The organism is Arthrobacter sp. FW306-1B-F12A (assembly GCF_058781865.1).
Window position 1 is genome coordinate 23,484 of record NZ_JBYSXD010000034.1, and the last position, 26,097, is coordinate 49,580.

The 26,097-nt window shown below is 65.0% G+C and carries 21 protein-coding genes and 2 pseudogenes; 16 read left to right on the top strand and 7 right to left on the bottom strand.

Features of this window, described 5'->3' with window-relative positions; translation table 11 throughout:
• Positions 1 to 48 precede the first annotated feature (48 nt).
• Positions 49 to 828, top strand: coding sequence for an SDR family NAD(P)-dependent oxidoreductase (locus AC3WJU_RS15680; RefSeq protein ID WP_284988292.1), 780 nt, complete (start codon positions 49 to 51; stop codon positions 826 to 828).
• 105 nt (positions 829 to 933) lie between these two features.
• On the opposite strand, the gene AC3WJU_RS15685 is transcribed toward AC3WJU_RS15680, so the two are convergent.
• Positions 934 to 1,719 (bottom strand): GntR family transcriptional regulator, encoded by a 786-nt coding sequence (locus tag AC3WJU_RS15685; protein WP_492260309.1) that lies wholly within the window; start codon positions 1,717 to 1,719, stop codon positions 934 to 936.
• 159 nt (positions 1,720 to 1,878) lie between these two features.
• Between AC3WJU_RS15685 and AC3WJU_RS15690 the strand changes: the two genes are divergently transcribed.
• The 4 genes from AC3WJU_RS15690 to AC3WJU_RS15705 are packed head-to-tail and all read left to right on the top strand — an operon-like array spanning position 1,879 to position 5,719.
• Positions 1,879 to 3,312 carry an MFS transporter gene (locus AC3WJU_RS15690; protein ID WP_492260310.1) on the top strand — a complete coding sequence of 478 codons (1,434 nt, stop codon included), beginning with the start codon at positions 1,879 to 1,881 and terminating at the stop codon, positions 3,310 to 3,312.
• A gap of 37 nt (positions 3,313 to 3,349) precedes the next feature.
• Positions 3,350 to 4,327 carry a nucleoside hydrolase gene (locus AC3WJU_RS15695; RefSeq protein ID WP_492260311.1) on the top strand — a complete coding sequence of 326 codons (978 nt, stop codon included), beginning with the start codon at positions 3,350 to 3,352 and terminating at the stop codon, positions 4,325 to 4,327.
• Between the two features lie 8 nt (positions 4,328 to 4,335).
• Entirely contained in the window at positions 4,336 to 4,833 is a 498-nt protein-coding gene (locus AC3WJU_RS15700; RefSeq protein WP_492260312.1) for a nucleoside deaminase, read from the top strand.
• 46 nt (positions 4,834 to 4,879) lie between these two features.
• Positions 4,880 to 5,719, top strand: coding sequence for a ribokinase (locus AC3WJU_RS15705; RefSeq protein ID WP_492260313.1), 840 nt, complete (start codon positions 4,880 to 4,882; stop codon positions 5,717 to 5,719).
• Here AC3WJU_RS15705 and AC3WJU_RS15710 read toward each other — a convergent pair.
• Positions 5,716 to 6,381, bottom strand: coding sequence for a TetR/AcrR family transcriptional regulator (locus tag AC3WJU_RS15710; RefSeq protein ID WP_492260314.1), 666 nt, complete (start codon positions 6,379 to 6,381; stop codon positions 5,716 to 5,718). The genes AC3WJU_RS15705 and AC3WJU_RS15710 overlap by 4 nt on opposite strands.
• A 100-nt stretch (positions 6,382 to 6,481) precedes the next feature.
• On the opposite strand from AC3WJU_RS15710, the gene AC3WJU_RS15715 reads away from it, so the two are divergent.
• Positions 6,482 to 7,528 carry an agmatine deiminase family protein gene (locus AC3WJU_RS15715; RefSeq protein WP_492260315.1) on the top strand — a complete coding sequence of 349 codons (1,047 nt, stop codon included), beginning with the start codon at positions 6,482 to 6,484 and terminating at the stop codon, positions 7,526 to 7,528.
• Positions 7,525 to 9,246, top strand: a complete 1,722-nt coding sequence (locus tag AC3WJU_RS15720) for an amidase (protein WP_492260316.1) — start codon at positions 7,525 to 7,527, stop codon at positions 9,244 to 9,246. Before AC3WJU_RS15715 ends, AC3WJU_RS15720 begins: the two co-directional genes overlap by 4 nt.
• A gap of 4 nt (positions 9,247 to 9,250) precedes the next feature.
• Here AC3WJU_RS15720 and AC3WJU_RS15725 read toward each other — a convergent pair whose 3' ends face one another.
• The 3 genes from AC3WJU_RS15725 to AC3WJU_RS15735 form a co-directional block, all read right to left on the bottom strand.
• Complete coding sequence (locus AC3WJU_RS15725) at positions 9,251 to 9,622, bottom strand: sec-independent translocase (protein WP_332602078.1); 372 nt, start codon at positions 9,620 to 9,622, stop codon at positions 9,251 to 9,253.
• A 47-nt stretch (positions 9,623 to 9,669) separates the two neighbouring features.
• Positions 9,670 to 10,233: a hypothetical protein gene (locus AC3WJU_RS15730; protein WP_059389348.1), complete on the bottom strand. Its 564-nt coding sequence runs from the start codon at positions 10,231 to 10,233 to the stop codon at positions 9,670 to 9,672.
• 88 nt (positions 10,234 to 10,321) lie between these two features.
• Positions 10,322 to 10,924 carry a cadmium resistance transporter gene (locus AC3WJU_RS15735; protein WP_332602077.1) on the bottom strand — a complete coding sequence of 201 codons (603 nt, stop codon included), beginning with the start codon at positions 10,922 to 10,924 and terminating at the stop codon, positions 10,322 to 10,324.
• An 87-nt stretch (positions 10,925 to 11,011) separates the two neighbouring features.
• On the opposite strand from AC3WJU_RS15735, the gene AC3WJU_RS15740 reads away from it, so the two are divergent.
• From AC3WJU_RS15740 to AC3WJU_RS15780, 9 genes are all read left to right on the top strand, one after another.
• Positions 11,012 to 11,857, top strand: coding sequence for a phosphotransferase (locus AC3WJU_RS15740; protein WP_492260317.1), 846 nt, complete (start codon positions 11,012 to 11,014; stop codon positions 11,855 to 11,857).
• Between the two features lie 159 nt (positions 11,858 to 12,016).
• The gene (locus AC3WJU_RS15745) at positions 12,017 to 12,880 is read left to right on the top strand and encodes an ATP-binding cassette domain-containing protein (RefSeq protein ID WP_492260318.1); all 864 of its coding nucleotides are present in this window, start codon (positions 12,017 to 12,019) and stop codon (positions 12,878 to 12,880) included.
• Complete coding sequence (locus AC3WJU_RS15750; protein WP_492260319.1) at positions 12,877 to 13,677, top strand: ABC transporter ATP-binding protein; 801 nt, start codon at positions 12,877 to 12,879, stop codon at positions 13,675 to 13,677. The genes AC3WJU_RS15745 and AC3WJU_RS15750 overlap by 4 nt, the downstream gene beginning before the upstream one ends.
• The gene (locus tag AC3WJU_RS15755) at positions 13,674 to 14,936 is read left to right on the top strand and encodes an MFS transporter (RefSeq protein WP_492260320.1); all 1,263 of its coding nucleotides are present in this window, start codon (positions 13,674 to 13,676) and stop codon (positions 14,934 to 14,936) included. Before AC3WJU_RS15750 ends, AC3WJU_RS15755 begins: the two co-directional genes overlap by 4 nt.
• Positions 14,937 to 14,970: 34 nt before the next feature.
• Positions 14,971 to 16,497 (top strand): ABC transporter substrate-binding protein, encoded by a 1,527-nt coding sequence (locus tag AC3WJU_RS15760; RefSeq protein WP_492260321.1) that lies wholly within the window; start codon positions 14,971 to 14,973, stop codon positions 16,495 to 16,497.
• Positions 16,497 to 18,239, top strand: a complete 1,743-nt coding sequence (locus AC3WJU_RS15765; RefSeq protein WP_492260322.1) for an ABC transporter permease subunit — start codon at positions 16,497 to 16,499, stop codon at positions 18,237 to 18,239. Before AC3WJU_RS15760 ends, AC3WJU_RS15765 begins: the two co-directional genes overlap by 1 nt.
• A gap of 31 nt (positions 18,240 to 18,270) precedes the next feature.
• Positions 18,271 to 18,927 (top strand): DnaE2-dependent mutagenesis accessory factor ImuA', encoded by a 657-nt coding sequence (imuA', locus tag AC3WJU_RS15770; RefSeq protein WP_216363235.1) that lies wholly within the window; start codon positions 18,271 to 18,273, stop codon positions 18,925 to 18,927.
• Positions 18,924 to 20,546: a DNA polymerase Y family protein gene (locus AC3WJU_RS15775; protein ID WP_492260323.1), complete on the top strand. Its 1,623-nt coding sequence runs from the start codon at positions 18,924 to 18,926 to the stop codon at positions 20,544 to 20,546. The genes imuA' and AC3WJU_RS15775 overlap by 4 nt, the downstream gene beginning before the upstream one ends.
• A gap of 35 nt (positions 20,547 to 20,581) precedes the next feature.
• Positions 20,582 to 24,013, top strand: coding sequence for an error-prone DNA polymerase (locus AC3WJU_RS15780; protein ID WP_492260324.1), 3,432 nt, complete (start codon positions 20,582 to 20,584; stop codon positions 24,011 to 24,013).
• Here AC3WJU_RS15780 and glgC read toward each other — a convergent pair.
• Both glgC and AC3WJU_RS15790 read right to left on the bottom strand, forming a co-directional pair.
• Positions 24,009 to 25,328: pseudogene (gene glgC, locus AC3WJU_RS15785) on the bottom strand (glucose-1-phosphate adenylyltransferase); the annotation flags it as partial. The gene AC3WJU_RS15780 and the pseudogene glgC overlap by 5 nt on opposite strands.
• Positions 25,329 to 25,431: 103 nt before the next feature.
• Positions 25,432 to 26,097, bottom strand: a pseudogene (locus AC3WJU_RS15790) (DUF3417 domain-containing protein); the annotation flags it as partial.

Sequence of the window (26,097 nt, forward strand, 5' to 3'; positions counted from 1 at the left end):
ACAAACCGCACAGTCAGTTTATTAACAGTCGGAACGTAGGAGAAGAAAATGAACATTTCAGCCAAAACAGCCCTCATCACTGGAGCCTCTACGGGCATTGGTTCGGTCTTCGCCCGCAGACTTGCCGCTGAGGGCGCACGCTTGATCCTGGTTGCGCGCAGCCAGGACAAACTTGACGCGCTTGCGGCTGAACTCCGCGGGCACGGCACCGAAGTGACCGTCCTTGCCATGGACTTGAGCCTTCCGGACTCCGCAAAGGAACTCCAGCTCGCCACCGATTCGCTGGGACTCACAGTGGACATCCTGGTCAACAACGCGGGATTCGGAACACACGGACAAGTCGTCCAAGCGGACGCCGACCGCTACGCCGAACAGATCCAGTTGAACTGCTCCACCTTGGTCGGTACCAGCACACGCTACTTGCCTGGTATGGCTGAGCGCGGCTCGGGGGCCATCATCAACATCGCGAGTACGGCCGCATTCCAGCCGATACCCCACATGGCCGTCTACGGCGCGACGAAGGCGTTTGTGCTCTCCTTCACCCAAGCGCTGTGGGCGGAGACTCAAGGAACGGGCGTGAAGGTCCTTGCCGTTTGCCCGGGGGCTACGGACACGCCCTTCTTTGACATCGCCGGCGAGGCAGCAGCCGCCGGATCCTTGCGGACCCCGGAGCAGGTGGTGGACACCGCCATGTCCGCGATCCGCGGGAACAAGCCGAGCGTCGTGGATGGCCGGCTCAACTCCTTTGTTGCCCGGGTGGCCGTCAAGCTGCTCCCGGAGAAGCTGGTAATCGCAGCCGCGGGACGAGCCGTCCGCCCAGCCAACTAGTCCCCACGGCCACCCTCGCCCCGCAAGTCCCCAACTGACTAGCAGCAGGTGTCGTTATAGGCCCTCAAAACGACATCTACTGCGAGTCAGTTGGGTGCCCCCCCGTTAGGTTCCCTGGATGATTCCGATCTGGACCACTCCGGTGTTGACCAGTGTCTTGGCCAGGTAGACGACCTGGCCGGAGTGCTCCACGGTCTGGGTCAGGATCAGCACCGGGTCCTGGGCATCCAGCTCAAGCAGCTCGCCGCGCGCGACGCCCGGGGTGCCTGCTGCGATGTCGGTCTCGCCGGGACCAAAGGCCGGGCCAATAGCCGAGATCAAGTTAGCCAGCAGCGTGGCCTCGCGCCCGACGTCGTCCACAATGGCGCGTGCCGCTTCAGGGTCACGATCAATGAGACCCCCCTCGCTTGCGACGTGCTCTTGGACCAAAGCGATAGGAGAGCCGTCCCGGGTGAGGACGCTCTCGAAGAACCAGGAGGGCTCCTCTTCGCGGATTCCGAGGGGCTCTGCGGTAAACACCGACGACGACGGGTGCAATACGTGCTGCGTACGGCTGACCCGGATAGCCGATCCGGCCTCAGCGAGAATCTCCTCCATGGGCCTGATCCGTTCAAGGCCAACCCGCGGCAGGCGCGTGGCCACAAAACGTCCAATGCCCCGGCGGGACCGCACATAGCCGTCTTCCTCGAGGAGCATGAGCGCCTCACGGACCACCGTCCGGCTGACCTTCATTGCCGAACCCAGGTCCGTTTCCGAAGGCAATAGCGAGGAAACGGGGAAGTGCCCCGCCCTGATGGCGTTCATGATGCGCGAGTACACGGCAACACGGAGCGGGATGTTGGCCGTAGCATCCAACGGCTCCGACAGAACGGCTTCAGCACTGCGGTCCAAGATGGCTCCCTTCGTCGATGTTCAGAGTTTACGCGATGGGTATTCCGAGCTTGTATAACAAGCGTGTATGATGCATATATAAGCCATCCTGTGCTCTGCGCCACACCTGCATCGAGCCGCCCCCAGAAGCCGTTTTGTTTCAAACAAGGAAGTTTGTCCATGACCACCCAAGCCACCAGCACCCCAGGGCTCCCCCTTCGGCGAAAAGCAGCGCGAGTGCCCGTCCTCATCGCCACGCTCATCCTTTCGATCCTCAGTTACCAGCTCAACGCCAGCCTGTTCTCGGCGGCCCTGCCGGCCATGGCTGCCCATTTCCAGGAATCCACCGAAAACGTGGCCAAAGTCCAGTCGCTGTTCTTCCTGACCGGCGCCGTCCTGGGCATGGCGCTTTCGCGATGGAGCGACTTCCTGGGACGCCGCCGCACCTTGCTGATCGTCCTCTCGATGATGTTGTGCGGCACGGTCCTATGCCTGTGGGCGCCGAACCTGACCATCCTTCTCGTGGGCCGTGTCCTGCAAAGTGCCACGAGCGCCACGTTCACCATTTCCTTCCTGCTCTTGTCGGAGCGCTTCAGCAAACGCCTCTTCGGCATTTCCGTCGGCGTCATTTCGGCGGTCAACGGCGGCATCGGCGGACTCGACGGCTTCCTGGGCGGTTTCATCACCGACACCATCGGCTGGCAGTTCCTCTTTGTCCTTGTCCTCGGTGTGGGCGTGCTGGCGATCGTGTTGGTCGCCGTCGTCGTCCCGAAAAGGGCCGCCCGGACACGTGAGGGACGCATGGACTGGTGGGGCGCCGGCACCCTGGGCACCTTCCTGGTTCTCTTGAGCAACCTGATCGGACAGGCTTCCACGTCCGGATGGGGCGATATCTGGACCCTTGGCTATCTCGCCGGCGCCGTGATTGCCGGGCTGGCGTTCGTGGCCGTGGAAAAGAGGGTTGCGCGTCCCCTGATCGCCATCGAACAGTTGCGATCCCGCCAGGTATGGCCGGTTTTGGCGAGCACAGTGCTGACCCTTGCCGGTATCTTCTCGGCGTTGAACTTCACCGTGATCCTCCTCAGCCAGGACGCACACGCGGGATACGGACTATCCGCCTCCATGTCAGCCCTCCTGTACCTGACGCCTACAGCGTTCGTGGGTGTGCTCACTGCGGTGTTCTCCGGCTGGTTCGCGCAGCGCATCGGCTGGTTCAAGGCCCTGCGGATCAGCAGCGGGCTGATCGTCGTCGCGGCAGTCGCGGTGGCAATCTTTGCCGCGGACCGCTGGATGGTCTTCGCCTTGCTGATCATCATGGGAGTCCTTTATCTCGGCCAGTTCCAGAGCACCGTCAGCGGGATCGCCGTGCTGAATTCACCCAAATCGGCGCCCGGTTCCGTGCCCGGCCTGAATGGAGCATGCTTTGGAATCGGAGCCAGTGTGGGAATCGCCGTCGTCGCACCCGCCGTCGCCGCCGGAACCATGGCCGGTTACCAAACTGCCCTGTGGATCTCGGCAGGCTTCGCCCTGGCGGCTTTTGCTGCTTCCCTGATCCTCCGCCCCGTCGCTGCGAGCGCCGCAGCGGCACCTGCCGCCGTCGCCGCCCATGCTTAAGCCCGAACCCACGTCACCAAAACCCCGAAGGAGCACCATGACCACCACCACACCGCAGCCGTTCTACCTCGATTGCGATACCGGCATCGACGATTCCCTGGCCATCGCCTATCTCCTGGCGAGCCCAGAGGTGGAGCTGGCCGGGATCGGAACCGTCAGCGGCAACGTCAGCGCCGCAACCGGGGCCGTCAACACCTTGAATCTGCTCCATGCTGCGGGCCGGGCCGGGATCCCGGTTGCCGTGGGTGCCCACGATCCCCTCATGGGGAAGTTCGACGGCGGGGCGCCGCACGTTCACGGCGAGAACGGCATCGGCGGGATCACCTTGGAAGACGCCGGACTGACGGTGGAATCAGAGACTGCCGCGGAGATGCTGGTGCGGCTCGCCAACGAGTATCCGGGTGAATTGCGCGTCATCGCCGTAGGCCCGCTCACCAATCTGGCCCTCGCGCTGCAGCTGGACCCGAACCTCCCGGCACTCGTCCGCGATGTCACGATCATGGGCGGAGCCGCGTTTGTGCCGGGCAACATCAGCCCCGTCGCCGAGGCCAACATCTTCAACGACGCCGAGGCCGCGGCCGCAGTGATGGAAGCCGACTGGCCGGTCACGTTGGTGCCCCTGGATGTCACCATGAACCACCGCTTCGATGAGGCCCATCGTGCGGCGCTCGGAACTGCCGGACATCCGGTGGCCAGCGCACTGTCGGGCATGCTCGTCCAGTACTTCGCCTTCTACAACACGATTTTCGGTGAACACTGCGCCGCCCTCCACGATCCGCTGGCGGCCGCAATCGCCGTGGGTGCCCTCGAGCTCGACGACGCCCCGTACGTTGGAATTTCCGTGGATACGAGTAAGGGTGAGGCCCACGGCAAGACCCGCTGTGAGCGGCTCGACGGCGAAGCCGCCGGCGTGCGGGAGGTGCCGGACCGGGCATCGCGGGTTGTGCTGTCCGTCAAGGGCGACGCCGCGGCACACCTCTTGGAGCGGATCCTGTCCCTGCCGGCAGCGAACTGAAGGGGCTTTTGCTGAACACTTCGTTACCCGCCAAGCCAAGCCAGGCCGACCTTGAGTTCCTGCACCGCGCCATTTCGCTCGCGCGGGCTGCCCGGGATCGCGGCGACCACCCGTTCGGTGCACTTCTGTTGGCCCCGGACGGAACCCTCGTGGAAGCCATGAATACCGTCAACACGGAACACGATCCCACCGGGCATGCCGAGACCAATTTGGTCCGATTGAGCGCCAGGAAGCTCGATGCCGCGGCACTGGCCGGCAGCACTTTGTACACGAGCACCGAACCGTGTGCCATGTGCACCGGTGCCATCTATTGGGCGGGAATCGGGCGCGTGGTCTATGCCTTGTCCGAGAAGGACCTTGCCTCGATCGTCACCGAGCAGTCGGGCGTGCCCACCCTTGACCTGCCCTGCCGCGAAGTCCTTGCCCACGGCGGCAACACCGTCGCCGTGACCGGCCCGGTTCCGCTTCCCGAGGCGACAGAAGTCCACCGTGGCTTCTGGCACTAGGCCGGAAACCCGACCCCGCAATCCAGCACCACCCGAAGGACAACTCATGCCCCACCCCAGCACGCTCACTGTTGTCGGCAGCCTCAACGTCGATCTCACGTGCCGCGTCCATCGCTTGCCTTCCCCCGGTGAAACCATCGGCGGCGGCACGCTCACCCGCCAGCCCGGCGGAAAGGGAGGCAACCAGGCCGCGGCAGCTGCCCGGCTCGCCGGTGCCGCCCGCATGGTGGGCGCAGTCGGCGCGGATCCGGATGGCCGGCTTCTGACGGAGGCCCTGGACCGGGCAGGGGTTGACACTTCGGCAGTGGAGCAGGTTTCAGCGCCGACCGGCACCGCGTTGATCGTGATCGACAGCGAAGGCGAAAACCAGATCGCCGTGGCTCCTGGAGCCAACGCCATGGTTTCGCTGGAACGCGCTGATTTCTCGGATGGCGGGCCGGTACTCGCACAGCTTGAGATCGCCGTCGAAACCGTACTGGAAGCCGCGCGCCGCACCACCGGGTTCTTCGCCCTCAACGCGGCCCCGGCACAGGCACTCCCGGCAGAGCTTCTTGAACGGTGCGATCTGGTGATCGTCAACGAGTCGGAGTACGAGCTCATCCCCCAGCTTCGAAACGCCAAACGCGTGGCCGTGACGTATGGTGCGGGCGGGGCATCGATGTACACGCAAGGGGTCAAGACTGCCCATGCGCCCGCGACGAGGACGAGCGTCGTCAACAGCGTGGGGGCCGGCGACGCCTTCTGTGCGGCGCTCGTCCTCGCACTTGCGTCGGGCCTAGACGAGGAAAGCAGCCTCGCGGCGGCCTGCGCGGTCGGGGCCGCCGCCGTCGGGAGCGAGCTTTCGCAACCGGAGTTCGAGCGGCTGGAACACTACCTGCCGAACTAGGAATCCGAGCTTGGGGTCATCCCGATGTGCTGGACGCCGCCCGGCAACAGCGAACCGCGGGCCGCACCCACCATGCCCTCCACTGCGCGGGCCAGGTGCGTTCCGCGGTCGCTGACGCCATCCCAGCGCACCAGCGCCTGGGCGTTCAGTCCATCCACCATGCCCAGGATCTGCCAGGCCACAGACGGAGCGTCGAACGTGTCGAACTCACCGGCGTCGATCCCCGCTTCGACCACGCGCTGCACCACCGTCTGCCATGCATCCATCTGCTCACGGACGCAGGCTGCGAGCGCCTCGTTCCGGCGCCCCAGGGTCCACGCCTCCACCCAAATGGCTGTGACGTCCAGGCGGCTGCTGTCCATGAGCGTTTCAAGGAGCATGCCGAGCTGTTCCAAGGGAGTCGGCTGCGCCTCCAGAAGGCCGGCAACCTCCTCGGTCTCCGCCGCCACGATGGTCGAGAAGATCCCCGCCACCAAGGCCTCCGCGTTGGGCTGATAATGCGCGACGAGGCCCGAGGCCACCCCTACCCGCGCTGCAACGTTCCGCAGCGTAATGGCGGAAAGCCCCTGCTCAAGCGCTATTTCCTTGGCGGCCTCGGCTATTTCGGCCGCGCGTTCGGCCGGCGTCTTCCGCGCAGCGCGTTTCTGTATGGTGCTTGACATCACACAACAGTCTAAAGTAGTTTTCCTGTTGTTGATCATGCGATCAATAAGAAATGACACCTCACACAACATTTCACCTCACAACACGGAGGAGACTTCCATGGCCTGGAGAATGCCAGCCGAAACCGCACCCCATGAGCGCACCTGGATGGCGTTCCCCCGCACTGGCCTGACCTTGGGCGGTGACGCCGCTTCGGCGGAAGAAGCGTACGCGGCCTGGACCGCCGTCGCGCATGCGGTGTCCGAGTTCGAACCCGTCACCATGGTGGTCGACCCCAGCGAACGGGACAGGGCCAGCCGGATGCTCGGCGCCGGAATCGAACAGCTTGAGGCTCCCCTCGACGAATTCTGGATGCGCGACGTCGGACCCACCTTCGTCGTCGACGACGAACGGCCCGGAGTGCTCGGCGCAGTTGACTGGATCTTCAACGGCTGGGGCGCCCCGGCCTGGTCCGAATGGCAGAAGAGCGCTGGCATGGCCCGCTTTGTCGCCGAAGAGTCCGGCGCGGAACTGGTCACGTCGCTACTGGTCAACGAAGGCGGCGCCATCCACGTCGATGGCGAAGGCACTGTCCTCGTCACCGAAACCGTTCAGCTCGATCCACACCGAAACCCTTTCGCGGACAAGGCACGCGTCGAAGCGGAACTGTCACGCACGCTGGGCACCACCCAGACCGTGTGGGTACCACGCGGTCTCACCCGTGACTACGAGGACCTCGGCACACGCGGCCACATCGACATGGTGGCCACCCTTCCCTCTCCCGGTCGGGTCCTGCTGCACTCGCAGACCAACCCGGGCCACCCCGACTTCGAGGTCAGCCGCACCCTGCAGCGGTTCTTCGAAACCCAGCAAGACGCGGCTGGCAAGCCGTTCGAGATCACGCTGCTTCCCGCGCCTGAGACCCTCCGCGACGAAGAAGGCTTCGTCGATTGGAGCTATGTCAACCACCTCGTAGTCAACGGCGGCGTGATCGCATGCGGCTATGGCGAAGAGCGCGCTGACGCCCTGGCCGCGGAAATCCTGGCCGAGGCCTACCCGGGCCGCCGGGTCGTGACCGTGGACGCCCGGCCAATCCTCGCCCGGGGCGGGGGAATCCACTGCATCACGCAGCAGCAGCCCACACTCAACGGGCCGGTGGCACGATGAGCCGCTTCGACGTCGTCGAGGCCTCCATCGCGCAGTTGCGCACCGCCCTGGAAGCCGGCACGGTGACCAGCCGGGAACTCACCCAGGCGTACCTTGACCGCATCGACGCCTACGACCGCAACGGCATCACGCTGAACGCACTGGTGGTGATGAACCCCGACGCACTCGCCGAGGCCCGGGCCTCCGACGTGCGCCGGGCAAGCGGCACCACCCTCGGGCCCCTCGACGGCATTCCCTACACCGCCAAGGACAGCTTTCTGGCCAAAGGGCTCACGGCCGCCGCTGGCTCCCCCGCGTTCAAAAACCTCATCGCGCAACGCGATGCCTTCACCATCGAACGCCTCCGCGCGGCAGGGGCCGTGCTCATCGGCCTGACCAACATGCCGCCCATGGCCAACGGCGGCATGCAGCGCGGCGTCTATGGACGCGCCGAAAGCCCCTACAACGGCGATTTCCTCACCGCCGCTTTCGGCTCCGGATCCTCGAACGGCTCCGGAACCGCTACCGCCGCGAGCTTCGGAGCCTTCGGCCTGGGCGAGGAGACCTGGTCAAGCGGCCGCGCGCCGGCGTCGAACAATGCCTTGTGCGCGTACACACCGTCTCGCGGGGTCATTTCGGTGCGCGGGAACTGGCCGCTGGTCCCCACCATGGACGTCGTGGTGCCGCACACCCGGTCCATGGCGGATCTTTTGGAACTGCTCGATGTCATTGTGGCCGACGACGCCGAAACCCGCGGCGACTTCTGGCGCGCGCAGCCCTGGGTCCAGATCCCGGCCGCGTCCCAGGTCCGTCCGGCCTCCTACCCGGCGCTGGCACCATCCAACGTAGACGGCGCCCGCTCAGCGTTGAGGGGCAAGCGCTTCGGGGTGCCGCGCATGTACATCAACGCGGACCCCGACGCCGGCACCAGCGAAACTCCCGGCATCGGCGGACCCACCGGTCAACGAATCCAGACGCGCGATTCCGTCATGGCACTGTGGGAAGCAGCCCGGCGCGACCTCGAAGCCGCCGGCGCCGACGTGGTGCTGGTGGACTTCCCCGTGGTTTCCAACTACGAAGGCGACCGCCCGGGGGCGCCCACCATCGCCACCCGCGGACTGGTGAGCCCGGACTTCCTCCGGCGGGAAATCGTCGATCTCTCGGCCTGGGCCTGGGACGACTTCCTCTCCGCCAACGGGGATCCGTCGCTCAACAGCCTGGCCGACGTCGACGGCGCTGCGATCTTCCCGCATCCGGAAGGCGCACTCCCGGACCGTTATGACGGGTTCGACGACGATATCGCCGACTACCCGGCGCACATCCGCTTGCACGGGGCTTCCTCCGTCACCGACATCCCGTCCCTCGAAGAAGGCCTGCGCGGACTCGAAGAGACCCGGCGGGTGGACCTTGAGGAGTGGATGGACGGCCTCCGCCTGGATGCGGTCATCTTCCCCGCGGCAGCCGACGTCGGCCCGGCCGACATGGACGTCAACGAATCCTCAGCCGATCTCGGCTGGCGCAACGGCGTCTGGGTGGCAAACGGCAACCTCGTCCCCCGGCACCTGGGGATCCCGACAGTCACCGTACCGATGGGAACTATGAGCGATATCGGCATGCCCGTGGGGCTCACGTTCGCCGGCCGCGCGTACGACGACACCGCACTGCTGTCACTGGCCGCGGCCTTCGAAGGAACAGGCGAGCGCCGCACCGCTCCCCCGCGCACACCGCGCCTCGACTAACGGATCAGGTGGACTCGTCGTCGAAAGGGGCCTTCTGCCCGGCCGCCAACCGCACAACCGGGCGGGCAGGAGGCTGTCCAGGGGTCTGTGGCTGGGTTGGGATGGCAGGCTCAGGAAGCGGCTCGTCCTCGAGGAGGGCTTCACGGATGATGCGGCGAGGATCGTATTGGCGCGGATCCATTTTCCGCCAATCGATGTCCTCGAATTCCGGACCGAGCTCCTGGCGAAGCTTTTCCTGCGCTCCGGAAGCCATGCGCCGCAGTTCGCGGATAAGCCGCCCCAGCTTCCTCGCGTACTCCGGAAGCTTGGTGGGTCCAAGGACCAAAACGGCAATGATCAGGAGAAGAGCTACCTTCTCGACCGAAATATCGATCATGGCTCCATTCTAAATCCGCCGCCAGGTGGTTCCGGGCGGCACCGGGCTTAGGAGATCGCGTACAACGCTACGGCAAGTCCAGCTGCCACCAACGCCTCGCGGACACCCTTCAATCGGGGTACGGCGTGCGATTTACTCTCGGCCGGCATCGCGAACGTGCCCAACAGCCAACCCGTGGCGGCGAAAAGCATGAGGATCGCGCCCATGATGTCGGCGAGAATGATGCCCAGTTGGTGTCCTGGATGATCCGACACCGATCCGGCTCCACTCGACGCGGAGAGCAGCACCCAGCCCGAGAGGGCTGCCACCGCTGCGCCATAGATCGCCGACCACCGCCCGGCTCCGGCGGCTCCCGCTGCCCGTGGCCCTTGGTACACGATCCTCACGACGGACAAGAGGAAGACAACGCCAGTCGCCGCTCCCAGCGGGACCACACCGAGCGGAGCCCACCCGAGCCCTACCGCCGCCATTGCGGCGGCCAATATCCCGGCGGCTGCGGCGTCAATCCGGGCCGCGACACTCTTGGCCCGGAAGATGGCTCCGAACCCCAACACGGCCGCTGCCCCGAAAAGCAGAACCAGAGCGCCTACAACAAACGAACCTCGGAACATATCCTGCCAATCCTCCTGCGCGCTTCCGGATGAAACCCACCCGCAGTCATATCAGTTCCGGATGGGAGAACCCTGCATGCTACGAAGATCAGCGCTGGAACAGCAGCGCAATGATTCCGGAGCGGACAATGATGGTGAGCCCAAGCGCCACATACACCACGGGAATAGCCCAGTTTCCGGCCCGCCGGCAGAACGCGCCCACCTTCGGGTGGGCTGTCAGCCAGTAACCGGCGGCACACCACACCGCCACCAGCACCGCGAAAGTCAGCCCCGTCACGACCGAAGCAGTCGGTCCCAGCGAATGGAACAGTGGAATGTATACCGAGATGTTGTCTCCACCGTTGGCAACTGTCACCGCGACAACCACGGGCACGGTCAGCGAACGGGGCTTCGGTGGATCTCCGGACGGGCGGGAAACCTTAATCAAGGCGTAGCAGCCCAAGACAAGCGGCACCAGACCCAGGAAACCAACCCACTCAACCGGGACGGGAGTGAGCGCCAACGCGGCCGCGGCCGCCACACCGGTCAGTATTCCAATGCCGAGGTATTGACCTACCCAGATTCTCCAGAGTCTGGGCACCGGGCGCGTCCTGGCTGACAGGAAGAGAACGGACAAGACCAGGAGGTCATCAAGATTTGTCGCCGCGAAGGCTCCAGCCGCTGTCAGTACGGTGCCGCCCAGATCTTCCATCGCTGATGACACTACCGCGTCGGGCCGGTGCCCTTGCCCTGACCACACCGGCTGGCGCAGTCGACCCCGCCATGGCAGCATCGGACGATGACTAGCGATAGCCGTCCGTACGTCGAGCCCGGGCAGCAGGAACCTGCCGTTCCGCTACTTGGCGGGGACGTGACGGAGGGGCTCGTCCGGGTGGGCGATACAGTGCGGCGCCCTGTGGGCGACACTTCTCCGCGGGTCCGCCGCCTCCTGGATTTCCTCCAATCGGCCGGCTTCCAGGGCGCGCCCCGATTCCTGGGCATCGACGAAAGCGGCAGGGACACCCTGAGTTTCGTTCCCGGGGACACCGCCGGCCGTCCCTGGCCAAGCTGGGTAGCCGACGAATCGAGTGCCATCAGCGTCGCGCGCCTGGTGCGGGCCTACGATGACGCAGTGCAGCCGCTGGGCGTACCCGGCTGGGCACACGGGGACGACGCCGCTGATCCTCTTGGGTGCCCCGGCTCAATCGCGGGACCGGCGACATTCCTCGCCCACATGGACATCACCCCGGAGAATGTCGTCTTCCGGGACGGCACCGCCGTCGCCCTGATTGACTTCGATCTGCTGCGCCCCGCGACCCGGTCTGAAGAGGTCGCGAACTTGCTCCTCTGGTGGGGCGCGTGGATGCCCGTCGCCGACCGCGATCCCGTCATGCGCGGAGTCGACGCCGCCTCCCGGGCTGCCATGCTGGTGGACGCCTACGGCTTGGGCCCGGCCGATCGGGCCAAGATTGTTGGCGTAACCCGGAACGCCGCCGAGCGCTCCTGGCATGTGATGCGGCACAGGGCGCTTACCCAGGGCGGCGGGTGGAAACGGATGTGGGACGAGGGCATCGGGGACAAGATTCTTCGTCGCCAAGCGTGGCTAGCCGAAAACGCCGCAGTTCTCCACGCCGCAATAACGTGACCTGGCCTTAATCGTCGTCGAGGTGACGGAGCAGAAAAGGAAGGGTCGCGCGCATGGTCCGGAGATCGCCGTCGCTGGCTGCTTGTTCCCCAAGGTAGTCTCCATGGTTTCCAGGCACGATCATCAGGCGGCTCCCCGGAAACATTTGGATTAATGAGAATGATTATTGATAGCATCAGTAATCATATCGTCCCTAGCCGAAAGTTCACCATGCACCCTGCCCTCCTGGTTCAAGACTTGAGGGTGTCCCTCCATGGACGCGCCCTGATTGACGGAGTCAGCTTCACTGTCGACCGGGGCCAAAGACTGGCCCTTTTGGGAGCTTCGGGTTCGGGCAAGTCCCTGACGGCGGCTGCCCTCCTGGGACAGCTCCCGGCTTCGATGAGCGCCTCCGGGCAGTTGCAGATCAACGGAGTAGACGTGACCTTGTCCGACCGGCGAACCCGCCGCTCGGGACTCACCGCTATCCATCAGGACCCGATGTCAGCGCTCAATCCCTTGGTGCGCCTGGGCAAACAGCTGGAGATCCCGCTGCGGCATGCCGGCCTTTCAGGCTCCGCGGCGCGGAAAAGGGCACTTGAGCTGCTCGCGTCGATGGGAATAGAGGAAGCCGAACGGACCATGGAAAGCTTCAGCGGCGAACTGTCGGGAGGTCAGCTGCAGCGGGTCTGCATCGCGCTCGCCCTTGCCTGCCGCAGCTCCGTCCTGGTAGCGGATGAACCCACTACCGCATTGGACATGGTCAGCCAGGCCAAGGTCCTTGAGGCCTTGTCCCTGTATTCGGAATCAGCTTGCTCGGAATCCGCGCGTTCCGCGGCCGCCGGCGCGATGTTGTTCATTACGCATGACCTTGCTGTGGCTGCGGCGTTTTGCCACCAGGCCCTCGTCTTGAGTTCCGGCCGGATCGTCGAAGAGGGATCCATGGAATCGGTGGTGGAGCGGCCCCGGCACCAGTACACGAAGCAACTGGTGGAAGCCGCCCATCTCGGATTCGATTCCCTCCGCCGGAGAGCCACAGCATGAAGGCAGTCCTGAGCGCTGGCAATCTCGGACTCAGCTACCCGGGCCGCAGGCTCCTGAAGCAACGGCCGGCCCGGCCGGCATTGCAGGACGTTTCCCTCAGGATTGCCACGGGAGACAGCGTTGGCCTGGTGGGTGGCTCGGGCGCCGGAAAATCGACACTCCTACGGATCCTGCTTGCTTTGGACAAGCCGGACGCTGGAACCGTCTCGTTCAACGACACCCCGGTTGTGCCCGGCCCGGCGTCGTCCTTGAGGTGGTACCGCCGCGCGGTGCAATACATCCCGCAGAATCCGGCGGCGAGCCTTGATCCGGGCATGAACGTGGAGCGGCTGCTCCTTGAACCCCTGAGGCAACTGCGCATCAATGGAGATCACCGCAGGATGATCCTGGATGCCTTGCAACGGGTCGATCTCGATCGCGGCTTGCTTGCGCGTCGGCCCTCGGAACTCTCCGGCGGGCAAAAACAACGCGTGGCCATTGCACGGGCCCTGGTCCCCGCGCCAACCATCCTCCTGGCTGACGAGCCGGTGAGCGGACTCGACCTTCCCCTCAGGAACTCGGTCTTGGCCCTCTTGGAACAGCTGGTCCATCGGGACGGGCTTGGGCTCCTGTTTGTCTCGCATGACCTGGCCGCCGTCGCCCGGTTGTGCTCCCAAACCCTGGTCCTCTCCGGGGGAAGCATCGTGGAACAAGGACCCACCTCTGCCGTGTACGCGAACCCACAGACCCGGGAGGCCAGGGAGCTTGTCACCTCCATCCCCGGACTGGGCAGGGACGTAGGACAGGACAAGCCATGAACTCACGCGCGGAGCCCACGCCCCGGCTACTGCTGGCCAGCCAGCTCATCTTCAACCTTGGCTTCTACTCGGTTGTCCCCTTCCTGGCGGTTTTGATGCGCGAGGACTTTGGCATGGGCGCAATGGCCGTGGGAATTGTCCTCGGCGCACGTACTTTCGCCCAGCAAGGATTGTTCCTCGTGGGCGGAGCCGCCGCGGATCGTTGGGGAGCCCGGCCCGTCATGATTGCCGGATGCCTCGCCCGGATCTCCGGGTACCTTTTGTTGCTGTGGGCTTCGGACTTCCCCCTTTTCCTCCTGGGAGCCGTCATCACAGGGGCGGGTGGCGCCCTCTTTTCACCCGCTTTGGAAAGCCTTGTGGGTGGGGCCGAAGAACGACGTGCCACCCTTCAGCCCAACAAAACCACTCTTTTCGCGCTGCTGGTCATTTTCGGGGAAATCGGCGCCGTGGCCGGTCCCCTGCTCGGCTCCGTCCTGCTTCAGACCGGCTTCGACGCGGCCCTGCTCGTCGGGGCGGGGGTCTTCGCCGTGATGGCAGTGGTCTTCGGCACTTTCCTACCAGCGACGACGGCGAGCGCCGTCGCAACGTCCGCCGGGAACTCGGCCGCCGCGCCGCCGTCGGACGCTTGGTCCTGCCTCAGGGAGAAGGGCTTCGTCTCATTCGCGGCTTTCTATAGCGTCAACCTCTTTGCCTACAACCAGCTCTACTTCGGGTTGCCCATCGAGCTGGAACGGAGCGACGCGGGTTTGGGTGCGCTCTCGGCGATTTTCGCCTACGCATCCATTTTGATCATCACCCTGCAATGGCCCATCGCCAGGCTCATGAAACGGAAGGGACCGGGCGTCGCGCTCGCCGCGGGATTTTCCGTTCAGGCCCTGGGGTTCGTCGCTATCGCAGCCATGGCCGCCTTCCCCCCGCCCGACGCATTCCCTGCGCTACCGGCGTTCCTGCTGGTCACTGCGCTCGCCGTCGGGCACATGTGCGTGGCACCAGTTGCCATGGATCTGGTCCTCGAATTTGCCGCAGGACGCTCCACCGGCGCCTATTACGGCTTGCTCGCGAGTTGCGGCGGAACCATGGTTCTCCTCGGCAATATGCTCCTTGCTCCGCTCTATGAACAGGCCACCACACCATCCCTGGCCGCGGTCTCTCCGTGGCTGGTGTCGGCAATTCTCGCGGCGAGCTCCGCGGCACTCATACATCGCTTCCTTCCGGCATCCGTCCCGGCACCGCGTCCGCAACAACTCCACACCGTTTGATCCACTCACACCCACGAAAGACAGGCACCAATCCATGGCTATTCCACGCCCAAAAGCAGTTGCCGCGATACTCCTCTCCTCCGCAATGGCCGCAGCCCTCAGCGCTTGCTTCGCCCAAGGCACCGCGCCATCAGCCAGCAGCACCGACTCCCGAATCAAGGTAGCCATGCTGCAGCCACCGCGTTCAGGACTTACTCCCTTGAGCGACGACGCCTTCAAACTCTCACGCTGGAAGACCGCCGAGACACTGGTGGTCCTGGATGCCCTCGGCGATGCCCAGCCATCGCTTTCAACGGCCTGGAAGCAACAGGACGGCAGGAACTGGCGCTTCGAACTCCGTGCAGGCGTGAAATTCCATGACGGAACGCTCCTGACGGCGGAGCAAGTGGCGGCGTCGTTAACGGCAGCAGCCAATGCCAAGCCCAAGCCGCGGATCCTCGACGGCGTGCAGCTCAGCGTCCGCACCGACGGCGGGAACGCCGTCGTCGTGACCACCCAGACAGACGACCCGCTGGTTCCGCAGCGGCTTTCCAGTCCCCAGCTTTCCATCCTCGCCGCGTCCGCCTACAAGCCCGGTGGCGTCGTGAGCCCCATCAACGCCGGAACGGGGCCCTACGTCCTGGCGTCCGCGGACGGCACCAGCTCGGCAACACTCAACCGCTTCGCCGACTACTGGGGCGAGAAAGCGGCGAGCGGCGGCGTCGACGTCCAATACGTTCCCGACGGCACGGCACGCGCTGCCGCCCTCAGGACCGGAACGGCCGACGTCGTGGAGGCCATTCCCGTAGGCCAGGTCGCCCAGATCAAGGCCGACTTGATCCACGAAGTCCCCATGCCCCGCACCAACACCCTCTACCTGAACACCAAGGCGGGTCCTTTCGCGGATCCGTCGGTCCGGGCAGCGGCACGTACGTCGGTCGAACGGGCCACCATTGTTGACCGGGTCTACGAAGGACGGGCGGACATCGCCGAAGGTTTCCTCGGCCCGGCTCTCCCCTGGGCCGCCAAGGAGCGGCAAAACGCCTCCTATATCGAAGCCCTGAAAAAGCGGGCGGACGCGGCACCCGCCAATGGCCGCCGCATCAAACTTGGCACGTTCACGGACCGGGCCGAGCTGCCCGAGGTCGCCGTGCAGCTTGAGCAGCAGCTCGAAGCCGCCGGCTTCATCGTGGAGCAGGAAGTCCGCGAGTACCAGCACATCGAGGCAGACGCCTTGGCGGGAAAGTTCGATGCCTTCATCCTGTCCCGGGCCACGGTCCTCGACTCCGGCGACCCCGTCGCCTATATGTTCAGCGACTTCTCCTGCAAAGGCTCCTTCAACATCTCCCAGTTCTGCGATCCGGAGGTGGACGCGGCATTGAGCAAGGCCGCAGCCATCCCGGCAGGCCCGGAGCGCCGGGCGGCAATTGCCGCCGCCGAGGCACTGATCCTCTCGAAGGACGCGGCGGTGCCCCTGCTCCACGAACGCGTCATCCAAGGCGAATCGGCCAGGATCCGCAACGTGGAACGCGATCCCCGCGAGCGCGCCCTGATCACCAGCAAGACAGGAATCTCCGGCTGATGCGGTGCCCCGCGTTCATCAAAGCTGCGGTTTCCCGAGCTGTGGCGCTCTTTGCCATAGTCGTGCTGATCGGGCTCCTGCCGTGGCTTTCGGGACACAGCCCGGAATACACCATCCTGCGGGCCCGGTATGCCGACCGGGAAGCGACTGACGAAACGCTGGGCATGATCCGCGCGGAGCTTGGACTCGATCGAGGACCAGTACACATCTTCTTCGACTGGGCCGGAGGCCTTGTGCGCGGGGACATGGGAAATTCCTGGATCACCAACACGCCTGTTGGCGCCGGCACTGTGGAAACCCTCGGCGTCTCCGTCACCCTGATGGCCTGCGCGGTGGCCGTTGCAACGGTGGTGGCCACCGCACTGTGCGTTCCTTCCGTGATGCGGGGGCTGGCCGGGAACCCCAGGCGGGGCTCCGGCGTCGTGGCGGCGGCCATGACGGCGCTCCCCGAGTTCCTGCTGGCGGCGATGCTCCTTGTCGTCGGCGCGGTGTGGCTGGGCTGGTTCCCGCCGTACGGCTGGCAGGTCCTGGACCACGCGGTGTTGCCGGCTCTCGCCCTCGGCCTGCCCGCCGGCGGGCTCATCGGGCGGCTCCTGTCCGACGCCATCGGCGTGGCGTTCGCCGAAAAATGGGTGGCCACGTGGGCCATGGCCGGAGCAAGCCGCGCCAGGCTCACCGCGGCTGTGCTCCGTCGGGCCCTGCCATCGGTGATGAGCCAGATCGGGCTTGTCCTCATTGGCCTCACCGGTGGGGCAGTTGCCGTGGAGAAGGTCTTCGCGATTCCCGGTTTGGGCCGTGCGGTCCTGGGGGCGGCGAGCGCCCAGGACATACCCGCGCTGCAGGCAGGAGTACTGGCCCTCCTCATGCTGGCGATCGGGGCAGGTTCCCTCAGCGCCGCGGCCCGGAACCTTCTCATGGGAGCAGCGCTGCGCTCGGGGACAGTTCCGGTTCCGGACTCCCCGGGAACACCACGACGGCGGGATGCCGCGGTTCCGCTCGTCGCTGCGGGAGCGTTGCTGCTCATCGTCGTCGCGGGCTTGCTTCGCGATCCGTTCACCTCAAGCCATGCACGGCTTGCCGGCCCGGGTTTGGAGCTGCCCTTCGGGGCCGATGCAAGCGGACGGGACCTCCTTGCCCGGGTGGGGCATGGCGCCGTGTCCACGTTGGGAACTGCATTGCTCGTGGTCCTGGCTTGCCTTGTGATCGGGATCGTCGTCGGGCTCTTCCCGCTCGCGGCCACCGGTCCCCTTGAAGTAGCCAACGCCGCTCCGCCTATCCTGGCCGGGCTGATCGTTGCCGTGATGACCGGCCCATCGGCTGAAGGTGCGGCGATAGCCGTCACCCTGGTCAGTTGGGCACCCCTCGCCGCCCACACTGCCGCCCTGGCGCAGGAGGCCAGGGCCCAGCCCCACGTGAAGATCCTTCCGGTCCTGGGCGTGGGAAGGGTCCGCATCCTCTGGCGCTACATCCTCCCGACCATCCTTGGCCCGGTGTTCAGGCATTCGATGCTCCGGACACCGGGAATCGCGCTCGCCTTGGCTGCCCTGGGGTTCCTGGGCCTCGGCCCCCATCAGCCGTCGCCCGAGTGGGGCCTCGTCCTTGCCGAAGGAATCAACTACGTGGAGCGGGCACCGTGGGCCGTTGCCGCCCCGGCGTCGGCATTGATCCTCGTCTCGATTCTGGCCGTTTCACTGTCGAGCGTCACGTGGTCGCGCTCGCAGGGGGATCCGGCCCCCGATTGACTCATTCGAATATATGTTCGAAAATTGAAGCATGTCATCCCGCCTGTCTTCCGCTTCGCCGGCTTCGCTGCGCGATGACTTGCAGGCACAGATCCATCTCATGCAGGGCAAGCGCGGAAGCGAACGTTCGCTTCCCGTACTCCCCTCGCTCAGCAGGCTTCTCCCGGGCGGACTGAGACCGGGAGCGGCGTACTCCGTACAGGGATCCATGTCGCTGGCCATGGCCTTGTTGGCCGGCCCGTCACGCAATGGCTCATGGTGCGGAGTAGCTGGGCTGCCTGACTTCGGGATCGAGGCGGCAGCAGGTTTCGGCATTGCGCTCGACCGGCTGGTGCTGGTGCCTGACCCCGGGGCCAGTTGGATGCCGGTGATCGCCGCCTTGGCGGACGTGCTCTCGGTGGTACTTGCGCGGGCTCCGGAAAAAGTCGCACCCGCCGAGGCTGCCCGCTTGGGAGCCAGGCTCCGCGAGCGGAGTGCCGTCCTCCTTGTCTTGGGACCATGGCCGCAGAGTGAAGCCGTCTTGCACGTGAATGGATACGAGTGGGCGGGGCTCGGACAGGGCCACGGACATCTCGCCAAGCAGGAACTCGAGCTCGAGGTTGCGCTGCGGGGCAGTTCCCGCAGGGCCTCCGTGGATCTTGCGGACAGCGGCACGGTGGATCTGTCCCGCCATCGGATGGGAGCATGATGCTGTTTCAGCTTGAAACCCCGGTACGGGCGTTGGTGACTTGGTTCCCGGATTGGCCCCTCGTCGCCGCCCGCCTGGCAGATGCCCTGCCGCCTGATGTACCTGTGGCAGTCATCGGCCAAGGGGTCATTGCTGCTTGCTCCACGGAAGCCCGGGCAGAGGGAGTGGTCCGGGGCTTGCGGCTGCGGGAAGCGCAGACCCGCTGCCCTGAGTTGGTGGTGTGTGCCGTTGATCCGGTGCGGGATGCGAGGGAATTCGAACCTGTGGTCTCGTCACTCGAGGAACGGACCCCTGGCGTGGAAGTGCTTCGACCCGGCCTCTGCGCTATCCGGGCCAAGGGTGCCGCCCGGTATTACGGCGGAGAAGAAGCGGCCGCAGGTGCTGTGCTTGAATCGGCCGACCGCCTCGGCGTGGAGGCCCGGGTGGGGATCGCCGATTCCGTGTTCGCCGCCGAGCAAGCAGCCCGGAGCACCAGCGAACTATCTGCCGTCCTGGTCCTCCCGACGGGTTCTTCCCGGGATTTCCTGGCTCCATTTCCGGTGGAAGTACTGGGCCAGCCGAAGCTGGCTTCCTTGCTCAAACGCCTTGGCATCCTCACTTTGGGGAATTTCGCGAATCTTCACGCCGCAGATGTCAGGGCCCGTTTCGGGGCTGCCGGAATCACTGCGCATGCCCTGGCAAGCGGACAGGATCCCCGCAAGGTGATCCCCCGGACTCCCCCGCGGAAACTGGATCAACGTGTCGAATTCGAACCCGGCCTGGACCGGGTTGACCAACTCGCCTTCCAACTCCGCGCCACGGCAGACGCCTTCGTGGCCGGGGTGCAGACGGAAGGCCTGGTCTGCACGGAGCTGAGGGTTCTGATCACTGACGAAGGAGGGAGCCGCTCCGAGCGGACGTGGGGCCACCCCCGCCATTTCACAGCCAGCGACGTCGTGGACAGGGTGCGTTGGCAGCTTCAGTCGCAGCCCCCTGTATCCAACGATAAAACTGCCCAAGCCAGCGGAACGCACGACGGCGGCATGGCACGCGGCGGACTGTCGTCACCGGTCACGCGGGTCGAGTTCGTCCCCGTCCGTGTGGATTCCATTGCCCATCATGGTCGGGCGCTCTTTGGAGACGGAGCCGAGGAACAGATTCATCATGGACTCAGCCGGATCCAAAGCATGCTGGGGCATGAAGCCGTGGTAGTGCCCGCGGTTTCCGGAGGTCGCTTGCTGGCCGAGCGGCGCCGCCTGGTTCCTTGGGGAGATGCCTTGCCCGCGGGAACGGCCGCCCTGGCCTCCAGGCCGTGGCCGGGCAGGATTCCAGACCCGCAGCCCGCCACGGTGTTCGCTTCCCTCATCCCCGTCCTGCTGCTTGATGCGAACGAGGAAAAAGTCCGTACAGACCATCGCGGCGGATTGATTGCCCCGCCCATGTGGTTCTGTCCCGGCGGAGACCCTGCACGACGGCGACTGGTAGCTCAGTGGGCCGGCCCCTGGCCGTTGCGGCAGAGGTGGTGGGACGCCGATCATCGCCTTGAATCGGACCGGTTCCAGCTTGTGGACGGAAACGGAGAGGCTTGGCTCCTTCTCCTGGACGAGCAGAACTGGTGGGCAGAGGCCCGCTACGACTGAACACCAGACACTGAACTTTAGTCAGGAAGACAAAGATGGCTTGGAACAACCCGTCGATCCCGTGGTCGGAGTTCGAACGCACGCTGTCGGACCGGCGCGTGCCGGAGATCGGCAAGTCCAAAGGGGACGGCGGCGACAGCCCCGCTTGGTCAAGGAAACGCGGGCCTTACCGCCCGGTCCCCCTCGATCCCGCAAGGGTCGCGTCGAGGGCGGGTGCCGCCGTCGTGCCTTATGCCGAACTGCACGCGCATTCGCACTACAGCTTCCTGGACGGCGCCTCCTCACCCGAGAAGATGGTTGAGGAGGCGGTCCGGCTGGGCCTCCATGCCCTCGCACTGACCGATCATGACGGCTTCTACGGGATCGTGCGAATGGCGGAGGCCGCCGAAGCCTACGAGCTGAAGACCGTGTTCGGCGCTGAGCTGTCACTCGGGCTCAGCAAACCCCAGCAAGGCGAAGCCGACCCCGAAGGTGACCATTTGCTCGTCCTCGCCCGCCAGGAAGAGGGGTACCACCGTTTGGCAGGGGCCATGACTGCCGCCCATCTGGCGGCCGACGCCGAGAAGGGCCACCCCATCTACGACCTCGACGAGCTGGCGCATTCGCTGAGGGACCACTGCCTGGTGCTGACCGGATGCCGGAAAGGCTCAGTCCGGAGGGCCCTCATGAGCGACGGCGAGCAAGCCGCTGCCTTTGAGGTGGATGGGTTGATTGAGAGATTCGGGCGGGAAAACGTGGTGGTGGAGCTCTTCGATCACGGGAATCCCCTCGACAGCAGCCACAACGATGCCCTCGTCCGTATTGCCGAGCGCGCGGGCATACCTTTCATCGCCAGCAACGCCGTACATTATGCGTCCCCGGAGGGATATCCGCTGGCAACGGCCATGGCGGCGGTCCGGGCACGCCGCAGCCTGGAGGAGCTGGACGGGTGGCTGCCCGCAAGCAGCGGCGCCCATTTGCGGAGCGGTTCCGAGATGGTAGCGCGGTTCGCCCGCTACCCCGGCGCGGTCGAACGGACTGTCGAGATCGCAGACGAGCTTGCATTCCAGTTACGGGCAGCCCGCCCGAAGCTTCCCAAGCTCGATGTTCCTGCGGGGCACAGCCTTATCACGTGGCTGCGGCAACTTGTTGAAGAAGGGGTGAGGGACAAGTACCCGGACGCCGACGAACGGGTCCATCGCCGGATCGAGCAGGAACTCGCAGTGATCGAGGCGAAAAACTTCCCCGGCTATTTCCTGATTGTGCACGACATCGTGCAGTTTGCCCGTTCCCGCGGCATCCTCTGCCAAGGCCGGGGGTCCGCGGCGAACTCTGCCGTTTGCTACGCGCTGGGGATCACCGCGGTCGACAGTATCTTCTACAACCTTCCGTTTGAGCGTTTCCTCTCCAGCCTCCGCGAAGAAGAACCGGACATCGACGTCGATTTCGACTCGGACCGGCGGGAAGAAGTCATCCAATACGTCTACCGCAAGTACGGACGGTTCAACGCGGCCCAAGTAGCGAATGTCATCAGTTACAGGCCGAAGAACGCCGTCAGGGACATTGCCAAAGCACTCGGCTACAGCCAGGGCCAACAGGACGCCTGGTCCAAGCGGCTCGATCACTGGGGCGATCTCAGCGATGGCAAGACCAACAACATCCCGGCCCCGGTCCTGGACCTTGCTGACCAGATACTGGGCTTCCCCCGGCACCTGGGCATCCACTCCGGCGGCATGGTCCTCACCGAACGGCCTGTCGGCGAGGTGGTACCCATCGAACGCGCCCGGATGGAAAACCGCACGGTCCTGCAATGGGACAAGGACGATTGCGAATGGATGGGCCTGGTCAAGTTCGACCTTCTAGGCCTGGGCATGCTCGCCGCCCTGCAGTACTCCTTTGATTTGATCGACAAGCATTTCGGGGAGCGTTGGACCATCGAGACCATCCCGCGGGAAGAACCGGCCGTCTACGACATGCTCTGCCGGGCCGATTCGATCGGGGTGTTCCAAGTGGAATCACGGGCCCAGATCAGCACGCTGCCGCGGCTGAAACCGAGGAAATTCTACGATCTGGTGGTCGAAATCGCGCTGATCCGCCCAGGTCCCGTCCAAGGTGGCGCCGTCCACCCCTACATCCGGCGCCGCGCAGGCACGGAAAAGATCACGTATCTTCATCCATTGCTGGAGCCCGTGCTTAAGCGGACCTTGGGTGTGCCCTTGTTCCAGGAGCAACTGATGCAGATGGCAGTTGCCGTGGGCGGCTGCACCGCCGAGGATGCGGACCTGCTCCGCCGCGCGATGGGCTCCAAACGGGGCCGGGAGAAGATCGAGTCGCTCGAGGCCAAGCTCTATGCGGGGATGGCGGCCAACGGGATCAGCAAGGACGACGCCGACGCCATCTACGCCAAGATCCAGGCCTTTGCGAACTTCGGTTTCGCGGAATCCCACTCCTTGAGCTTCGCGGTGTTGGTCTACGCAAGCTCGTGGCTGAAGCTGCACTACCCTGGCGCATTTCTCGCGTCCCTGCTGCGGGCACAACCCATGGGCTTCTACTCCCCGCAAACCCTCGTGGCGGATGCCCGCAGGCACGGGGTCCAGGTGTTGCGCCCGGATGTACTGCATTCCCTTGCCGAGGCGACCCTCGAAGTGCTCGACGAGGCTGCAAGTGCCGAAACAGGCCAAGTGGGCGGCATGGATTCCTGCCTGGACTTCCACCAGCCGGAGATCGGCCTCTTCCAGCAGGATCGACCACGCGAGGACCACCTGCACCGGCGGGATGGCTCACGCGCCGTGCGGTTGGGGCTCGACGGCGTCACGTCCATCGGCGCCGAAGTGGCGAAGCGGATCGTCACCGAGCGTGCGGAGCATGGCGCCTACCGGGACATGGCGGATCTGTCCCGCCGCGCGAATCTCAGCGCGGATCAGCTGGAGGCACTCGCTTCAGCGGGAGCACTCGATTCGCTGGGAATGAACCGCCGCGAAGCATTGTGGCAAGCCGGAGATGCCGCGCTCGAGCGGGAAGGACAATTGCCGGGGACCCACGTCGCCGTCCAGCCACCGCTGCTGCCCGAGCTCTCCCCCCTGGAAAATGTTGCCTACGACATGTGGGCGACAGGAATCAGCACCGATGACCATCCGATGCGCCATGCCCGCGAGGCCCTGGATTCGAGGGGGGTGCTGCGGGTGGACCGGCTCTCCCAGGTCGAGTCCGGCACGCGTGTTGAAGTGGCCGGTGTCGTGACCCACCGCCAACGCCCCCAGACCGCGCAAGGGATCACCTTCGTGAATCTGGAGGACGAGAGCGGCATCCTCAATGTCATCTGCAGCGTTGGCCTCTGGAAGAGGCATCGCCGCGTCGCCCGGGAATCATCCGCGCTGGTCGTCCGGGGTTTCCTCGAACGATCGCCGGAAGGAGTCACCAATCTCGTGGCGGACAAGCTGGAACCCCTGGTCCTGACAGTGAAGTCCAACTCCCGCGACTTCAGGTAGCCAGGAGTGCCGCACGGGCGAGTTCCCGGTCGTGTTCATCCGGGAGAGGTACGTGTTGACCTTTGCTCAGGACCGTGATGCCCGAATCCGTGACGTTATAGCCGCGCCGTCGGTCCAGGTCCGGGTCCAGGCCGATGGTTGCGCCGGCTGGAACCCTGACGTTCTTGTCCAGGATGGCCCGCTTGACCACCGCCCCTTCGCCGATGGTGACGTTGTCCAACAGCACCGAGTCGATAACGCAGGCACCACTGGAAATGAACGCATCGTTGGAGAGCACCGAATTTTCCACGAGACCGCCCGATACGATGACGCCGTTGGAAACAATTGAGTCCTGGGCCGTGCCGACGGTTCCGCCTTCCCCGCGAACCATCTTGGCCGGAGGCGAAGCGCTTTGCCGTGTGTAGATCGGCCAATCGGAGTTGTAGAGATTGAACACCGGATCCGGCGAAATCAAATCGAGGTGTGCTTCAAAGTATGAGTCGATAGTACCGACGTCGCGCCAGTAGTTGCGGTCACGATCCGTGGCCCCTGGGACATCATTGCTTGAAAAATCATAGGCGAACGCTTCGCCACGGGAAACGAAATAGGGGATGATGTCACCGCCCATGTCGTGTTTCGTGTCTTGCCGGGTGGCGTCGTGCTCAAGCGCCCCCACCAAGGCATCGGCGTCGAAAACGTAGTTCCCCATCGATGCCAGGAACTGGGAAGGGTCTTCAGGAAGCCCACGCGTCGAAGCCGGCTTTTCCACAAATGCTGCGATCCTCTTGGCCGTGCCGCCGCTCGCGCTATCGGAACCAGCGGCCTGGTCCACCTCGATCACGCCGAACTGGTCGGCCATGGCCAGAGGTTGACGCACGCCCGCCACAGTGGCCTTTGCGCCGGAGCTGATATGGCTGCGCACCATGTGCTCGAAATCCATCCGGTAGACGTGGTCAGCACCCACTACCACGACGATGTCAGGACGGGCGTCTTCGATGAGGTTGAGCGACTGGTAGATCGCATTTGCGCTGCCTAGGAACCAGCTTTTACTGACGCGCTGTTGAGCCGGAACCGACGCTACATAGTTGCCCAATTGTGCGGACATCCGCCACGTTTCTGAAATGTGCCGGTCCAGGCTGTGGGACTTGTATTGGGTCAGCACCACAATCTGCCAATAGCCCGAGTTGGTCAGATTGGACAGGGCGAAGTCGATCAGCCGGTAACTCCCTGCGAACGGGACGGCTGGTTTGGCGCGATCTCCGGTAAGCGGCATGAGTCGCTTACCCTCACCGCCGGCCAGCACAATCGCCAAGACTTTCTTCGAAGCCATCGTCACTCCCTTGTGTTTGATGTTGGCCTTGGAACTACTCACCGCGCGTTGCGATGAAGCTCGGGGTGGAACGCGCCCCCGCTGCTCGAACAGCAGCGGGGGCGCATTCCTAGGCGTTCGCGATCAGCCCCAGTTCGGCCTTGGAGGCCAGGGAGGGGTGTTTCGGGAAGACCCGGACGGTGTAGCCGAAGGACCCGGAACGGTTGATCAGGATGGACCCGGTGAACAGGTGTCGCCCGTTGCCAAGGTCCTCCGTTTCGGTCAGCTCGACCAGAGCCACATCTTCCAGTTCGTCTCCGTCCTGGGCCCGGCCATACGCCACCTCAACCGACACGTCCTCGGGCGTGAGTTCGTGCAGGGCGATGTAGGCGTTGACCTGGAGGGTGTCGCCGATCTGGGGCTCCTCGGAGACACCGATGGAATCGACGTGTTCCACGATCAGCTGTGGCCAGGCGGTGCGGACCTTGGTGGTCCAGGCCGCGAGCTCCTTCGCTTCCTTGAACGACGCCGTTCCCGCCTGCCTCCCGGCGACAGCCGCCGGGCGGTAAAGGGTGTTGACGTAGTCCTGGAGCATGCGGTCGGCCGAGACGGCCGGGCCGAGGTGGGCCAGGGTGTGCTTGATCATCGAGACCCAGTGCGTCGGCACGGCTTCCGGGCCGGACTGCGAGGGCCCGGCCGCGCCGGCTTCCGCGGAGACCGTGGAGCCGTAGAAGCGCGGGGCCACCTGGGTTTCCAGGAGCTCGTAGAGCGCGGCCGCTTCGATGTCATCGCGTTC

Excerpts from the sequence above, each read along its gene's own strand:
- AC3WJU_RS15680 (WP_284988292.1), top strand. The coding sequence starts at position 49 with ATGAACATTTCAGCCAAAACAGCCCTCATCACTGGAGCCTCTACGGGC.
- AC3WJU_RS15690 (WP_492260310.1), top strand. The coding sequence starts at position 1,879 with ATGACCACCCAAGCCACCAGCACCCCAGGGCTCCCCCTTCGGCGAAAA.
- AC3WJU_RS15695 (WP_492260311.1), top strand. The coding sequence starts at position 3,350 with ATGACCACCACCACACCGCAGCCGTTCTACCTCGATTGCGATACCGGC.
- AC3WJU_RS15705 (WP_492260313.1), top strand. The coding sequence starts at position 4,880 with ATGCCCCACCCCAGCACGCTCACTGTTGTCGGCAGCCTCAACGTCGAT.
- AC3WJU_RS15710 (WP_492260314.1), bottom strand. The coding sequence starts at position 6,381 with ATGTCAAGCACCATACAGAAACGCGCTGCGCGGAAGACGCCGGCCGAA.
- AC3WJU_RS15715 (WP_492260315.1), top strand. The coding sequence starts at position 6,482 with ATGGCCTGGAGAATGCCAGCCGAAACCGCACCCCATGAGCGCACCTGG.
- AC3WJU_RS15720 (WP_492260316.1), top strand. The coding sequence starts at position 7,525 with ATGAGCCGCTTCGACGTCGTCGAGGCCTCCATCGCGCAGTTGCGCACC.
- AC3WJU_RS15725 (WP_332602078.1), bottom strand. The coding sequence starts at position 9,622 with ATGATCGATATTTCGGTCGAGAAGGTAGCTCTTCTCCTGATCATTGCC.
- AC3WJU_RS15730 (WP_059389348.1), bottom strand. The coding sequence starts at position 10,233 with ATGTTCCGAGGTTCGTTTGTTGTAGGCGCTCTGGTTCTGCTTTTCGGG.
- AC3WJU_RS15735 (WP_332602077.1), bottom strand. The coding sequence starts at position 10,924 with ATGGAAGATCTGGGCGGCACCGTACTGACAGCGGCTGGAGCCTTCGCG.
- AC3WJU_RS15740 (WP_492260317.1), top strand. The coding sequence starts at position 11,012 with ATGACTAGCGATAGCCGTCCGTACGTCGAGCCCGGGCAGCAGGAACCT.
- AC3WJU_RS15745 (WP_492260318.1), top strand. The coding sequence starts at position 12,017 with ATGATTATTGATAGCATCAGTAATCATATCGTCCCTAGCCGAAAGTTC.
- AC3WJU_RS15750 (WP_492260319.1), top strand. The coding sequence starts at position 12,877 with ATGAAGGCAGTCCTGAGCGCTGGCAATCTCGGACTCAGCTACCCGGGC.
- AC3WJU_RS15755 (WP_492260320.1), top strand. The coding sequence starts at position 13,674 with ATGAACTCACGCGCGGAGCCCACGCCCCGGCTACTGCTGGCCAGCCAG.
- AC3WJU_RS15760 (WP_492260321.1), top strand. The coding sequence starts at position 14,971 with ATGGCTATTCCACGCCCAAAAGCAGTTGCCGCGATACTCCTCTCCTCC.
- AC3WJU_RS15765 (WP_492260322.1), top strand. The coding sequence starts at position 16,497 with ATGCGGTGCCCCGCGTTCATCAAAGCTGCGGTTTCCCGAGCTGTGGCG.
- imuA' (WP_216363235.1), top strand. The coding sequence starts at position 18,271 with ATGTCATCCCGCCTGTCTTCCGCTTCGCCGGCTTCGCTGCGCGATGAC.
- AC3WJU_RS15775 (WP_492260323.1), top strand. The coding sequence starts at position 18,924 with ATGATGCTGTTTCAGCTTGAAACCCCGGTACGGGCGTTGGTGACTTGG.
- AC3WJU_RS15780 (WP_492260324.1), top strand. The coding sequence starts at position 20,582 with ATGGCTTGGAACAACCCGTCGATCCCGTGGTCGGAGTTCGAACGCACG.